The sequence below is a fragment of the Candidatus Paceibacterota bacterium genome, from assembly GCA_035652395.1.
GTDB lineage: Bacteria > Patescibacteriota > Minisyncoccia > Phycocordibacterales > CAJBRS01 > JADGRH01.
On record DASRDX010000009.1, the window covers coordinates 38146 to 51928 of the forward strand.

Genomic DNA, 13783 nt, shown 5'->3' on the forward strand with positions numbered 1-13783 from the left:
GGCAAGGCATGATTTATTTTGACAAGGTGACGAAAATTTATGCCGATAATTCCGTAGCGCTAGAGGATGTCAGCTTCAATATCGAACCAAACGAATTTGTCTCCGTAGTCGGCCAATCCGGGGCCGGCAAAACCACTCTAATAAAAATGATTCTGGCCGAGGAGTATCCGACTTCAGGCTCGGTCTTTTTCGAATCCACTAACGTTCACACACTGGCCAAAAACCAGATCAATAAATATCGGCGCCGTATCGGTACCGTCTTTCAGGATTTTCGCCTGCTACCCAACAAAACTGCTTACGAGAACATCGCCTTCGCTATGGAAGCGGCCGGCCGCACCGAAGAGGAGATTGCGGCGGATGTGCCGCACGTTCTGGAGCTAGTAGACCTTGGCCGAAAAATCTGGAACTTTCCACACCAACTCTCTGGTGGAGAAAAGCAGCGAGTGGCTATTGCCCGAGCAATCGTCAATCAGCCGGATCTCATCATTGCCGATGAGCCAACCGGCAACCTTGATCCGGTCAATACTTATGATGTCGTGCAAATCCTGAAGAAGATTAACGACCTTGGCACCACCGTCATTCTGACTACTCATAACAAAGGGGTAATTGATTCATTAGGGAAGAGAGTGATCACCCTCGAGCATGGTAAAATTCTTCGTGACGACAAGACGGGCAAATACATCCTATAATTAATCCTAAACCTACACTCTAACTTCTAACTTCTAATTTCTATGTGGACTAAAGTAAAAAGAGTAATCAGATCGGGTTTCATCAGCTTCTGGCGAAACGGTTACGTTTCGCTGGCTTCCGTTCTGGTCATGACTGTTACTCTTTCCGTGGTAGCGGCTCTAATCTTTGTCGGAGCGATGCTTCAGTCAACACTGCAAGGGATTAAAGACAAAGTGGATGTGAACGTTTACTTTCTGACCACCGCGCCGGAAGATCAGATTTTCAGCTTGGAGAATTCCATTAAAGCCCAGCCAGAAGTTCTAAACGTCACTTACACTTCTCGTGAGCAGGCTCTGAACAACTTTCGAGCCAAACACGCTACCGATCAGCTCACTCTTCAAGCCCTCGATGAATTAAATGACAATCCGCTCGGCGCCAGTCTAAACATTAAGGCCAAAGACCCGTCGCAATACGAGAGCATCGCCCAATTCGTGGAAACTAAAGCGGCCGCCATCTCACCGAGCTCGTCCATCATCGACAAGATCAATTACTCGGAAAACAAGGCGGCTATTGACGCCCTGAATCGCATCATCGATTCGGCCAATCGCATCGGCCTTATCCTGATGGTCTTCTTTATCCTCATTTCCATTTTAATCACCTTTAATACTATCCGGCTGGCAATTTATATTTCTCGCGAAGAAATCGCCGTTATGCGACTGGTAGGGGCTTCCAACATGTTTATTCGCGGGCCGTTTGTGACAGTCGGGCTTATGTACGGCTTCGTCTCGGCCGTTATAACTCTCGTGCTGCTTTACCCAATTACTTTCGGATTTGGGCCGCTCACGGCCAAGCTTGGCACCGGTTTAAATCTATTTGATTACTACATCCATCACCTCTGGCAAATCTCCCTCGTCATTTTAGGCGCCGGCTTAATCCTCGGCGCTATCTCCAGCTTCTTGGCCGTGAAGAAGTATTTGAAGATTTAAGTTACGGCCTGTGTATTGCTCTCTATAGAAAATGCTATAATAATCCCATTAATAGAATAAACATTTAAAACAATGGCAAAAGCAAATTCAGCCTTCATGAAACCGATGAATCTTAGTCCGGAATTGGAGGCCGTGGTGGGAAAGGGTCCAATGCCTCGCTCGGAAGTGGTGAAAGGCCTTTGGGTTTACATTAAGAAGAATAATCTTCAGGATGCCACCAATAAGCGAAATATTAATGCCGACGACAAGCTCACGAAAGTTTTTGGCGGCAAGAAAACAGTCAATATGTTTGAAATGACGAAGCTCGTCAGCGCTCATTTGAAATAAATTTTGGGGAAGGGAAGAAAAAGCCGGCGCCGGAGTTGAAAGCGCCGGCTTTTTCATTTCGTGATAAAATAACATTATTAATATGCCGAGAAATTTGTTGGTGATTAGGAAAAAATGAAGAAAAAGAGAAGTTCAAAATTTCCGGCCATTTTTCTAACATTTCTTTTGGTAATTGCCGTCCTGAATTTCTTGGGAACGGTTTTTCCTTTCAGTCCGGTCAAATATCAGATCGGAGATGAGACGAATAAAATTGCTACGACGGTTGCCAAAGTAAAAGACGCTCTAATTGGCATTGAAGCAGCACCCGTTGATAAGGTCCTCTATGATCAAAAAATGCTGGCGCTGGCCAATAATCCGCCGGTGCCGGCCTCCACTTCAACGGCAAGCAGCACTCACTCCACTTCCACGCCCAAATACCTCTGGCCTCCTAAAAGTGCCGTTTACCCTCTAACGGGAGCCATCCTGCCTTTTAACCGAATTGTGGCTTACTACGGCAACTTCTACTCCAAAGGCATGGGCGTCTTGGGCCAGTATCCGCCAGAAGAAATGCTCTCGCGTTTGAAGGCCGAAGTAGAAAAATGGCAGCAGGCGGATCCGGCCACACCCGTGGTTCCAGCAATTCACTACATTACCGTCACTGCTCAAGGGCTACCAGGGGCTGATGGTAAATATCGTTTACGTATGCCGGACGATCAAATAGACAAGGCTCTCCAGCTTGCTTCAGAAGTTAACGGATTGGTTTTTCTAGATATTCAAGTTGGACAGAGTGATTTACCGGCAGAGATTCCGCATCTGGATAAATACTTGCGGCTGCCAAACGTTCATCTGGCCATTGATCCCGAATTTTCCATGAAGCACGGCGAGAAGCCGGGTACTGTCATCGGCATCATGGATGCGACGGATGTAAACTATGCCGCTGATTATCTGGCTCGGTTGGTAAGAGAAGGGAATTTGCCTCCAAAAATTTTAATTGTTCACCGCTTCACTGAAGGAATGGTGACTAATTATCAAAATATTCGATTGCAGCCGGAAGTGCAGATTGTCATGGATATGGATGGCTGGGGACCGCAGGCTAAAAAGATCGGCACTTACAAGCAGGTAATCTATCCGTACCCGATTCAATTTACCGGCTTTAAACTCTTTTATCGAAACGATACCGTCTATTCTTCCAGCACCATGCTTGCCCCAAAAGATCTTTTGAAATTGCGACCGATTCCGAGTTATATCCAATACCAATAGCCTCCAATTCTTGACACCCTTACCCCTGTGATATAATCAGCTCACAAAAGGCTCCAAATTGTAATGAAGCACCTCTTTTCTAAAATAGCTCTCTTCTCTTTAGCCCTCCTTCTTCTATTCCGCTCCTCTTCCATCACTCTTCTTGCCAAAGAAGAGACCACTGCTGCCCCAATTAGAAGATCTGCAAACTCCTCCCTCCTCCTCAAACCCTATCTCTCTCTTCTCTTAAAACACTCTCCCTTCTCCTCTCTCTTAATCACCCCAGCCTACGCTGCTGAAGGAAGCTCCTCTCCCTCTCTTCTCTCCTCCCTCCTTAACTTCTTCAAAAATCTCTTCGCAAAGCCTACGACTGTAGAGATTATCAATACTACCCCCACCGCTCCAAAGACTCCTACTCCAGCTCCCATCTTCAACCCTCCCGTTTCCACTCCTCCAACCTCTACCTCAAACCTCATCCACAACACCACCATCATTAATGGAGTGACAGAAGCAGAACTAGATTCCAAACTCTCAAAACTCGACCAAGAGCTGCGCTCTCTCATCTCCGGCATTTCCACAAGTGGAAATGCCTCCACCACCGTCAACAACTACATCACCTACTCTGGTGGAGGAGGCAGCATCACTCTTCAAGGCTCACCCTCTCAAGCTGACATTAAAAATATCCAGAACCAGATTACAAACATCACCACCACTCCTGGAAATCCTTTCAACCAATCACTGAATACCACTGACTCACCGACATTTAATCACCTGACTCTCACCGGAGCAGCCACCTCAACCTTTGCCGGACCACTCTGCGCCACCACATATTATGGAGATGGATCACACTTAACCGGACTCTCTTCTTTCTCTACTACCACATTAAACAATTTGAATCCTATTCAAGTGGGGTTCCAGAACTCTGCCACAGGGGCCAACGCTAGTGCGGTGGGGTTTTGTAATGTAGCGGGCAGTCTTCGCGGTTCTGCATTCGGTTTTTGTAATACTGCGAGTGGGAATTATTCCTCCTCTATTGGATTTAAAAATTGCGGAAGCGGGCAGTCTTCGGTATCTATTGGTGGGTACAATGTTGCTTCGGGTTTTATTAGTACTGCGATTGGTGCGGGCTCTGCAGCACTGGGATTTAATACGGCCAGTGGCTATAGAAGCATAGCTATTGGGCAAAATAACACATCTTCAGGCTGCTGTACTACCGCCTTGGGCTTTCAAAATATTGCAGGATACCTTCGTACATCTGCAGTTGGAATATCGAATACCGCTAGTTGCGTAAACAGCGTCGCCGTAGGATATAGCAATAATTCGACTAGTAGAGATAGTGTCGCACTTGGCGTCTGTAATACATCAAGCAGCTATTATGGGACAGCTATTGGATCAAGAAATTGCGTTTGCGCGGGTGCAACTCATGGATCTGCTATTGGTTATCATAATATTGCTTCCGGCGGTCATAGTACCGCCTCGGGGTACTGCAATGTTGCAGACGGGTTTAAAAGTTCGGCTCTGGGACAATTTAATACCGCTTCAGGCTACGGGAGCAGTGCATCGGGTTATAGCAATTCGGCCTCCGGCTGCTACAGCTCCGCGTTGGGCTACAGTAATCTGGGGTGTGGTAGAAGAAGCACCGCTGTAGGTTTTGAAAACCATGCTTATGGATGTGACAGCACCGCCTCAGGTTTTTATAACCATGCTCTGGGTTATTTAAGTGTTGCTTTCGGAGCTAATACCGAAGCATGTGGGGGTGGAGCCCTCGCCATCGGTTCAGGAAGCGCTTCTGGATATAACGGACCTTTAAATACCGTTGCTTCAGGAATAAATTCAGTCTCGGTTGGAACTAATTCGGGATATTATGGAAAAGCCAATACTGCTTCGAGTAACTACTCATCAGCATTTGGAGTAGGGAATACTGCTTCAGGTCAATATAACACTGCTTTAGGTACCTCCAATAGTGCTTATGGTTCTTATACCGCTTCAGTAGGAACGTTTAATTGCATTGCATCTGGTATTTTATACGGTTCTGCTTTTGGTTATTCTAATAGTATTTGTGCTCAGGTTAATGGGGGCGCATTCGGTAATCAAAACACTGTCTCTGCTAGCTATTCTTCTGCTTTTGGTATTGAAAATACTGCTTCATGTATTCGTTCCTCCGCATTTGGTTTAGGTAACACCGCCTCCGGCTGTAAAAGTTCCGCCTTCGGCTACTTCAACACCGCCGCAGGAGTTGACGGTCTAAGTTCCGCATCTGGGTATGCCAACGTCGCTTGCGGTTATAAAAGTTCTGCTTTTGGCTCCCAAAATCTCGCTTTAGGAAATAGAAGTACTGCTTCCGGATATTATAATCAGGCGTGTGGTAATGACAGCTTTGCGGCGGGGGAAGGAAATTCATCTACGGGTCTTCAATCTATATCTGTGGGTTTCGCTAACGTAGCATCAAACTTCAGAGCTAATGCAGTTGGAGCATTTAATACTGCTTCTGGGTATAGGAGTTCAGCTTCGGGGTATTGTAATACCTCGAGTGGTTGTTTAAGTTCCACTTTTGGATATATAAACACCGCCTCAGGCACTTCTTCAAGCGCCTCCGGCTTCTACAACACAGCCTCGGGAATTTACTCCTCAGCTATCGGTTATTTGAACATTGCGTCTGGTCCAACTTCTAGTGCATTAGGTCACAGAAATGCGGCTTGCGGCTCCTACTCAACAGCTATGGGTAACCAGAGTACTGCTTCTGGTTATCATTCCACTGCTTCGGGTTACAGAACCTGTGTTTCTGCATCAGGAGCGTCGGTATTTGGTGGAGGGGGAAATAGTTTTAACTTACTCACCAACTCCGTCGCCTCCTCCACCCTCATCGGCCCTCGTCAAAGTGCCGCCATCCACATCTGCACCTCAGGCGGCGGTGCCTCCATCCAATTTTGCGGCTACGGAGCGGGAACTCTAACCACCAATGCCTCTGGTGTAATCACCGCAGCCTCAGATGAGAGACTAAAGAATATCAGCGGCTCCTTCAATAGAGGACTAGCAGATCTAGAAAACATCAATCCAATCATCTACTCCTGGAAGGAAGGTACAGGCCTCGAAGACGGAGGAACTTACGCAGGCTTCTCTGCTCAGAATATCCAAAGCGCTATCCCTGAAGCAGTCACCACAGGACCTAACGGCTTCCTTAACCTCCAAGACCGACCAATCATGGCTACTCTGGTAAATGCGGTGAAAGAACTAGACCAGAGAGATGCCTCCACCACAGAAGCACTCTCTAACCTCGAGATCCGAGTCTCTTCCATTGAGTCACTCTCCACCCTAGGAGGAGGCGTCTCCGTAGGAGACGCCATCATCGGCGCCCTTCAAAGCTTTGGCGCCGAGGTAGTAGACGGCATTGCTTACTTGAAGAATGTGTTTGTGGAGCATCTGACTGTCGGATCACCAGAGAAGCCGACGGGGATTACGGTTTATAGTAAAAACGGCACAGCATTTTGCTTAACAGTAAATGATGATGGAACTCCAATTAGTGCCCCCGGAAAATGTGAAGACGCTACCTCTACACCCTTGACTTCAGGCAACATCATTACAGTGGATTCAAATAACAATACGGTTGTAGTGCCCGATAACAGTGCCGCCGGAGGCGGCACTGTTGAAAGCGCGAGCTCCACTACGGACAATAGTGCGAGCGCTTCTTCCACAGAAACAGTTTCTTCAGAAAGTGGCACCTCTACAGGAAATACTATTGAGCCTGCTCCAGAAAATTAATATAGAGCGTTAAAGGCCAAAAGATCAGTACATAAGAGAATTTTTATCTCTTCTTTATTTCTCTGTGATAACATTCTGGCATGACGCAGGCCGAAGCTCTGACTATTTTAAAAATGGGGAAGAATGTATATCTCTCCGGCCCGGCCGGCAGTGGCAAGACTCATACTCTGCGCGCCTACATTGCTTATTTAAGAGAAAAGAATATTGAAGTGGCCGTGACCGCTTCTACCGGTATTGCCGCTACGCATCTTGGTGGGATGACTATTCATTCCTGGAGCGGTCTCGGGGTAAAAGATAGTTTGTCAGAGTGGGATATTGATATGCTGGAGTCAAAGCAGAATCTCTGGAAAAGATATCAGGCCACGAAAGTGCTAATTATTGACGAGATCTCAATGCTGCATCATTTTCGGTTTGATCTGTTGGATCGGCTTTGCCGATCCTTTAAGAGAAATGAGGCCGCCTTCGGCGGCCTACAAGTTGTCTTATGTGGTGACTTTTTCCAGCTCCCGCCTGTCTCTCGAGCCGGCGAGAGAGCGCCAGAATTTGCCTACAAATCAAAGATCTGGAAAGAGATGGATTTGACCGTTTGTTATCTCTCCGAGCAGCATCGCCAAAGCGATAGCGCCTATTTTTCGCTACTCAGCGCCATTCGAGAAAATAATGTAGATGAAGAAGTTTTGGAACATTTGCGCAGCCGCTTTAAGAAAAGATCGAGCTCGACTCTGCCGCCGACTAAGCTTTTCAGCCACAATGTTGATATTGATGTCATTAATAATAATGAGCTCGAAAAACTCTCGGGAGAAGCTCGGACTTTTCAGATGGTTTTTCGTGGGCGCAAACCTCTGACTGACCTTTTGGCCAGAAGTTGCCTAGCGCCGGAGAAATTGACTTTGAAAATCGGCGCTCGAGTGATGTTCGTCAAAAATAATTATGAGAAAGGCTTCATCAACGGCACTTTGGGGGAAATAGTCGGCTACGACGAAGCTAACAATCCTTTGGTCAAAATCTCTTCAGGCAAAATTCTGACCGCCTCTCTCGAAAGCTGGCGAATCGAAGAAGAGGGCAAGGTTCTGGCGGAAATCATTCAAGTACCACTTCGATTGGCCTGGGCCATCACCATTCATAAAAGTCAGGGCATGAGTCTCGAAGCGGCTGAGATTGATCTTTCAAAATCATTTGTGGCCGGCATGGGGTATGTGGCCCTGTCACGAGTAAGGAATCTTGAGGGACTGACTCTCCTTGGCCTTAATCAGACGGCTCTCTTGGTGAACGGCGAAGTTTTTGAAGTGGACCAAAAACTTCGTCAGCAATCCGAAGAAGCTAGAGCCGAACTTTCGGAAATGGATCCGGAAACCATCGAGCGCCTTCAGGAAGAATTTGTGCGCCGAAACGCTTCAACCAAAACAAAAAATAATGAAAATCTCTCCACTCATCACAAGACTAAACTGTTAGTACTAGAGAAAATGTCACTGGAGAAAATTGCCAAGGAGCGCGAACTAAAAGAGGGAACCATCATCGATCATCTAGAAACTTTAATTGAAGATAATGAGCAGATTGATATTAGTTACATTAAATCGGCCAAGTTTAGCGACTCTCGTTTCAAAAAAATTGAGAAGGCCTTCAAAAAATCCTTTGAAAAACATGGCGACACTCGTCTGACGCCAGTCAAAATAATGCTTGGGCCCGGCTTTTCCTACGAAGAGTTAAGATTAGCCAGACTTTTTATTGATTTGGAGTGATTGATCGGCTCCGAAGCTTCGCTTCGGAGCCGATTGACAAAAAGGGGAAGTGGCAGTTATATAAAAGGCATTAATCGTTAATTTAGCCGCGCATGAAAACCCTGAAATTTAGTGCCATATCTCTAGTCATTTTAGGAGGTTTTTTACTCCTCCCACTCTCTACTTTTGCCGCCGTTCCGAGTCTTAGTCTAACTACTTTTAGCAATAGCCAAGTCCAGATTGCCGTCAACGGTGATCCTAACTCTTCCGTTAATCTCTACTACTATTCGCCGGGCACCTCTTTTCTCAATAGTGTCGGAAACATTGGCAGCACTAACGGTAGCGGCTATTTCTCTACCATCATCAGTAACGGTACTTACAATATTCCGTCAGGCGCCAACACTTATGTCAGCGTTAACGGTCAGCAATCAAACCAAGTCAGCTGGCCCTACACTAACGGCAACAATAATGGTTCAATTTCTTTCAGTCAGAACAATATTAATTTAAGTTACGGTCAGAGTACGACCGTCACTGTTTACGGAGGTTCCGGCTCTTACTACATCTCTTCCAATTCCAATCCGAATTTCGTTAACGCTTACGTCAGTGGCAATCAGGTGTATGTTTCGGCTCCAAACAATCAATATACCGGCGGCTCAGCCACTATCGTTGTCTGTTCGAACGGCAACGGAGCCTGCGGCTCTCTTTACGTTAATCAGGGCGGAGGCTCTTACAATCAGGTAACTTTCAGTCAAAATAATCTTTCGGTAAACGTTGGCCAAGGCGTACAGGTTAGCATCTACGGTTCAGGTAGTTATTACATCTCAAATAATTCCAATCCAAACGCTGTCTCTACTAACATTAACGGCAGCGTTTTAAATGTTTACGGCAACAATTCTGGCTCAGCCACTATCACTGTCTGCACCAATGGGGGAGTATCCGGTTGCGGCACTCTCTACGTCAATGTAGTTAATAACGGATACTATGGCGGCGGCACAAACGGCTGCTACTACAGTAACGGTTATTACAATTGTCCAAACAATAATTACAACTACAACAATAACGGCTGTTACATCAGCAATGGTTACAACATTTGTCCAAATAATTACAACAACAATGGAGTGGTTTACACACAACCAACAACTTCCGGAATATACGGCACCCCATCAGCCGGAGTCTTCCTTAATCAGGTTCCAGCCACGGGCGCTCATCTCGATTTAAAAGTGATTCTCTTCTTTAGCGGTCTCTTTATGTGGAGCGCTTTTCTGGCCTACCTTTACTTCACTCATCGAAAGTTCAAAGCGGCTTTAGCTCGCGAAGAGATCGGTTACTAGTCCCTCTCTATTGACCTTCCTTAATATTTGTTGTTAAAACTTCGTATGTAACGAAGGGCTTTCTAATTCGTTATCTAATATAGGTCGGTTTCTATTAGCAATTAAAGCTTAGCTTAAAAATTATGAAGAAAATTACTTCAATTATGTTTGCTATGGTGCTTTTGGCCGCTTTTGCTTCCTTTACTCTTAGCGCTCATGCTCAGGTAACCAGCACTACCACCTCGACCACTACTGTTGTTACTACTAGCGGCAGCACTACCAGCCCAGGAACTACCGGTACAACCGGAAGCACTGGTACCACCGTTTCTCCTCCATATGGACCGTTTTACGGTCAAGCTGTGGCCGGAGAGACTGGCGCCGTTAACACTGTCTCACCTGGTTTCCCAACCACTGGTCTTAGCGGCTTGATGACGACTAACGTTACGTTCTTAGCTCTCGGAGCTTTGATGGTAGCTCTTAGTCTCATTTATTCTTACCGACGCTGGGGCAAGTTGATCTAAAGCATCTAAAATCGCAAGAAAAAGAAAGACGGCCGCTTCGCGGCCGTCTTTCTTTTTGTATAATCAAAAGATGAAAAAGCGAATCATTCTTCCAATTATTTTAATTGTTTTGGGACTTGTCGTTATCGGTTACGTTTTAACCAGAGCGCTCTTTTACGCCCCTGATTCCGAAATAAATTTGCCTTCAAGTGTTGCCAGCTCTCCCGATGTACCAGCTGAACACCCGAAAGAATTACAAATTCCTTCAATTAACGTTGATGCCAAAGTACAAGAAGTGGGTATTACTAAAGCGGGCAACATGGGCGTGCCAAATAACTACACCGACGTGGGCTGGTACAAGTATGGAACTTTACCAGGACAAGACGGTAGCGCCGTCATTGCCGGCCATGTTGATAATGGATTGTCCCTTCCCGGTGTTTTTAAAAATCTAAATCAAGTTCAAAAAGGAGATAGTGTTTACGTCATCTCTCAAGATGGAACCAAACTCCGTTTTGTAGTTACGGACATTTCCGTTTATGGTTATAAAGATGATACCTACGATGTTTTCAACCGCGCTGGCGCCTCATGGTTACGTCTTATTACTTGCACCGGCGAGTGGTTGCCGGCCGCGAAAACAGACGATCATCGGCTTGTGGTGACTGCTCGGCTGGCTTCCTGATGTCAAGACTTCTGTCAATAGGTTCTTGGCAATTGGCCCATGTTACAATTGAGAAATGCAAAGGTGGCATATTTTTCTAAGCAGTCTTTTCTTTGTCCTCGGTTTCTCAATTATTTTTTCTCTGGTCGGAGTCTTACTTCAGACCGTTTTGGCACATGCCTCAATTGAAGTAGAGAAGTGGCTCGGCTGGATTGGCGGAGCAATTATCATTCTCTTCGGACTGTTTCTATTAAAACTTTTTACTCCAGCTTTTTTGGAGCGCACTCACACCATTGCTGTTAAGAAAAGATTCGGCTCATATTATCTAACCTCCTTTGTCTTTGGTGCCGCCTTCGCCGTTGGCTGGACCCCTTGCGTTAGCGCTGCTCTTGGAGCGATTTTGGCGCTGGCCGCCACCAAATCGGCCAGCGCCTTTCTCCTGCTTTTCTCTTACACTCTAGGACTAGGTATTCCATTTTTATTGGTCGGTCTTTTCACCAGCCAGGCCCAGAATTTAATTGATCGAGCCGGCAAATGGTTTCAGTATTTTCAATATTTTTTTGGAGTGATTTTAATTGTGATTGGCGTCTTTGTTTTTACCGGTGAATTGAGCACCATTGCCAACCTTTCCGCTCTTTCAAATATTCTTGACTCTCTTCAACTAACCGCCACCTTCGGTGGCGAAATTTCTTCGCTGACCTTCATCAATCTGGCCGTGGCCTTTCTGGCCGGTCTTGGCTCTTTCTTAAGTCCGTGCATCCTGCCGATTATTCCCGGTTTCCTTTCGTATCTCGCTTCCACAGCAGTTAAATCAAATTAATGAAGAAGAAAAATATTTTATTAATCATAGCAGTGGCGCTAATTGTAGTAGCTATTGGGTATCTCGAAGCAAAAAAACCGGCCTCCATTAATTCCCCGGCGGAAGACATTGTGGTTTCAGGCAATTTAAATGCTTCGAGTAGTAGCTCGAGCAGCACTGTAGCTGATCGGTCTTCCATTCAGGCGGCCAAAGCTCGAGAATTCTCCCGGGCCAAGGAATTCGTCGACCCAACTGGATTTATAAATACCAACTCTTTCAAACTCTCGGACTTAGTCGGTCACAAAGTTGTCCTTCTCGATATTTGGACTTACAGCTGCATTAATTGCCTGCGTACCATTCCGTATCTCAACGCTTGGTATCAGAAATACAAAGATGATGGATTAGTGATTGTCGGAATTCACTCGCCGGAATTTAATTTTGAGAAGGACTACAATAATGTCTCGGCAGCCGTTAAAAAATTAGGGATTCAATATCCCGTAGTACTCGACAGCAATCATGGCATCTGGAATGCTTACCAGAATCTTTACTGGCCTCGCGAGTATTTAATCGACATTGATGGATTCATTGTTCATGACAAGATTGGGGAAGGTGATTATGACGGAACAGAGAGGGCTATTCAGACGGCTCTGAGGGAGCGCAGTGATGCTTTGGGGCTTAATTTAAATATTCCAAGCACCATCGTCTCGCCCGCAGACGTCATTTCAATGGATGAAAATAAAATTGGCAGCAAGGAAACTTATTTCGGATCGGCGCGCAATGTTTTTCTGGGAAACGGTGAGCAAAATTACAGCGGCAACCAAAAACTAACTTTGCCTGCCGAGATCAATCCAAACACGCTTTATCTTGATGGAACATGGAACTTCACAAATGAGTATGCGGAAAATACGGAAGCTGGAGCCAAGATCGTCTATAAATACAGCGCCAAGAATGTTTATCTGGTGGCAAGTTCTAAGAGCGGAGTGAAACTAAAAATTTTAATTGACGGCGCGCCAATTGACGGGCGCGCCGGCTCCGATGTCGGTGCCGACGGCACCGTTACCGTCAAAGACAATCGTCTCTACGACATTGTTCATGGCGCCGATTACGGCACTCATACTCTAGAGATAGATATTGAGAACTCCGGTCTCGATGCTTTTACATTTACCTTCGGTTAGCTCCAGAGAGAGTGTATAAAAGTTCGCTTCGAATCGGCTTGGAAATATGGCGGTAAGGAGTAGAATAGGTTTAACGTCCTAATAGATGACAGGACGCCATTATTAATTTAAATTAAATTTATGAGTAGAAATGCTTGGATAACGATTATCGTTATCATAGTACTAGTAATCATTGTTTGGGCCGCATATGCAGCTATGCATAATTCAAGTTCAAACACGCAGACTGCTTCCACTACCTCTGATCTTACGACGGGAGAAAATGGAGCAAATGGTCAGACTAATTCGGGAACCGCTGGAACGGGCGGCGCGGGTCCAGTAGTAGTTAGCACCACTAACTCCACTACGACCGTTATCACCGGAACGAACACTAAAAGTTTTACCATTCACGGGCAGGACTTTTCTTTTAGCCCGAACCAGATCAGTGTTAACAAAGGAGATACCGTTAAAATCACCTTCGTTAGCGACAACGGCAGCCATGACTTGGTAGTAGACGGTTATAATGCCCGCACCAACGTTCTAACTACCGGCAAAAGCCAGACTATCACTTTCTTAGCTGACAAGGCTGGCAGCTTCCAGTTCTACTGCTCAGTCGGCAATCACCGACAGATGGGCATGACGGGTACCTTGGTAGTCAAAGGATCCAATTAGTTGAAAGACTTCAGCC

At 45.9% G+C, this 13783-nt stretch carries 12 protein-coding genes; all 12 read left to right on the plus strand.

Annotated elements, in window-relative coordinates; translation table 11 throughout:
• Nucleotides 1–8: 8 nt before the first annotated feature.
• Nucleotides 9–689 carry a cell division ATP-binding protein FtsE gene (gene ftsE / locus VFA52_00345; GenBank protein HZS42658.1) on the plus strand — a complete coding sequence of 227 codons (681 nt, stop codon included), beginning with the start codon at nt 9–11 and terminating at the stop codon, nt 687–689.
• 42 nt (nt 690–731) lie between these two features.
• Nucleotides 732–1655 (plus strand): permease-like cell division protein FtsX, encoded by a 924-nt coding sequence (locus tag VFA52_00350; GenBank protein HZS42659.1) that lies wholly within the window; start codon nt 732–734, stop codon nt 1653–1655.
• Between the two features lie 72 nt (nt 1656–1727).
• The gene (locus tag VFA52_00355) at nt 1728–1982 is read left to right on the plus strand and encodes an SWIB/MDM2 domain-containing protein (GenBank protein ID HZS42660.1); all 255 of its coding nucleotides are present in this window, start codon (nt 1728–1730) and stop codon (nt 1980–1982) included.
• A 114-nt stretch (nt 1983–2096) separates the two neighbouring features.
• Nucleotides 2097–3221: a hypothetical protein gene (locus VFA52_00360; GenBank protein HZS42661.1), complete on the plus strand. Its 1125-nt coding sequence runs from the start codon at nt 2097–2099 to the stop codon at nt 3219–3221.
• Between the two features lie 63 nt (nt 3222–3284).
• Complete coding sequence (locus VFA52_00365; GenBank protein ID HZS42662.1) at nt 3285–6959, plus strand: tail fiber domain-containing protein; 3675 nt, start codon at nt 3285–3287, stop codon at nt 6957–6959.
• Nucleotides 6960–7039: 80 nt separating this feature from the next.
• On the plus strand, nt 7040–8698 hold the full coding sequence (locus tag VFA52_00370; protein ID HZS42663.1) for a helix-turn-helix domain-containing protein: 1659 nt from the start codon (nt 7040–7042) through the stop codon (nt 8696–8698).
• 92 nt (nt 8699–8790) lie between these two features.
• A complete protein-coding gene (locus VFA52_00375) occupies nt 8791–10008 on the plus strand; it encodes a hypothetical protein (GenBank protein ID HZS42664.1) in 1218 nt (405 codons plus the stop codon).
• Between the two features lie 122 nt (nt 10009–10130).
• On the plus strand, nt 10131–10508 hold the full coding sequence (locus tag VFA52_00380) for a hypothetical protein (GenBank protein HZS42665.1): 378 nt from the start codon (nt 10131–10133) through the stop codon (nt 10506–10508).
• A gap of 70 nt (nt 10509–10578) precedes the next feature.
• On the plus strand, nt 10579–11166 hold the full coding sequence (locus VFA52_00385) for a class F sortase (GenBank protein ID HZS42666.1): 588 nt from the start codon (nt 10579–10581) through the stop codon (nt 11164–11166).
• Nucleotides 11167–11221: 55 nt separating this feature from the next.
• Nucleotides 11222–11965 carry a cytochrome c biogenesis protein CcdA gene (locus VFA52_00390; GenBank protein ID HZS42667.1) on the plus strand — a complete coding sequence of 248 codons (744 nt, stop codon included), beginning with the start codon at nt 11222–11224 and terminating at the stop codon, nt 11963–11965.
• Entirely contained in the window at nt 11965–13119 is a 1155-nt protein-coding gene (locus tag VFA52_00395) for a redoxin domain-containing protein (protein HZS42668.1), read from the plus strand. The genes VFA52_00390 and VFA52_00395 overlap by 1 nt, the downstream gene beginning before the upstream one ends.
• A 120-nt stretch (nt 13120–13239) precedes the next feature.
• Complete coding sequence (locus VFA52_00400) at nt 13240–13767, plus strand: cupredoxin domain-containing protein (protein ID HZS42669.1); 528 nt, start codon at nt 13240–13242, stop codon at nt 13765–13767.
• Nucleotides 13768–13783: the final 16 nt, after the last annotated feature.

What these genes read in the sequence shown, in the direction of transcription:
- ftsE (HZS42658.1), top strand. Translation starts at nt 9, where the DNA reads ATGATTTATTTTGACAAGGTGACGAAAATTTATGCCGATAATTCCGTA.
- VFA52_00350 (HZS42659.1), top strand. Translation starts at nt 732, where the DNA reads ATGTGGACTAAAGTAAAAAGAGTAATCAGATCGGGTTTCATCAGCTTC.
- VFA52_00355 (HZS42660.1), top strand. Translation starts at nt 1,728, where the DNA reads ATGGCAAAAGCAAATTCAGCCTTCATGAAACCGATGAATCTTAGTCCG.
- VFA52_00360 (HZS42661.1), top strand. Translation starts at nt 2,097, where the DNA reads ATGAAGAAAAAGAGAAGTTCAAAATTTCCGGCCATTTTTCTAACATTT.
- VFA52_00365 (HZS42662.1), top strand. Translation starts at nt 3,285, where the DNA reads ATGAAGCACCTCTTTTCTAAAATAGCTCTCTTCTCTTTAGCCCTCCTT.
- VFA52_00370 (HZS42663.1), top strand. Translation starts at nt 7,040, where the DNA reads ATGACGCAGGCCGAAGCTCTGACTATTTTAAAAATGGGGAAGAATGTA.
- VFA52_00375 (HZS42664.1), top strand. Translation starts at nt 8,791, where the DNA reads ATGAAAACCCTGAAATTTAGTGCCATATCTCTAGTCATTTTAGGAGGT.
- VFA52_00380 (HZS42665.1), top strand. Translation starts at nt 10,131, where the DNA reads ATGAAGAAAATTACTTCAATTATGTTTGCTATGGTGCTTTTGGCCGCT.
- VFA52_00385 (HZS42666.1), top strand. Translation starts at nt 10,579, where the DNA reads ATGAAAAAGCGAATCATTCTTCCAATTATTTTAATTGTTTTGGGACTT.
- VFA52_00390 (HZS42667.1), top strand. Translation starts at nt 11,222, where the DNA reads ATGCAAAGGTGGCATATTTTTCTAAGCAGTCTTTTCTTTGTCCTCGGT.
- VFA52_00395 (HZS42668.1), top strand. Translation starts at nt 11,965, where the DNA reads ATGAAGAAGAAAAATATTTTATTAATCATAGCAGTGGCGCTAATTGTA.
- VFA52_00400 (HZS42669.1), top strand. Translation starts at nt 13,240, where the DNA reads ATGAGTAGAAATGCTTGGATAACGATTATCGTTATCATAGTACTAGTA.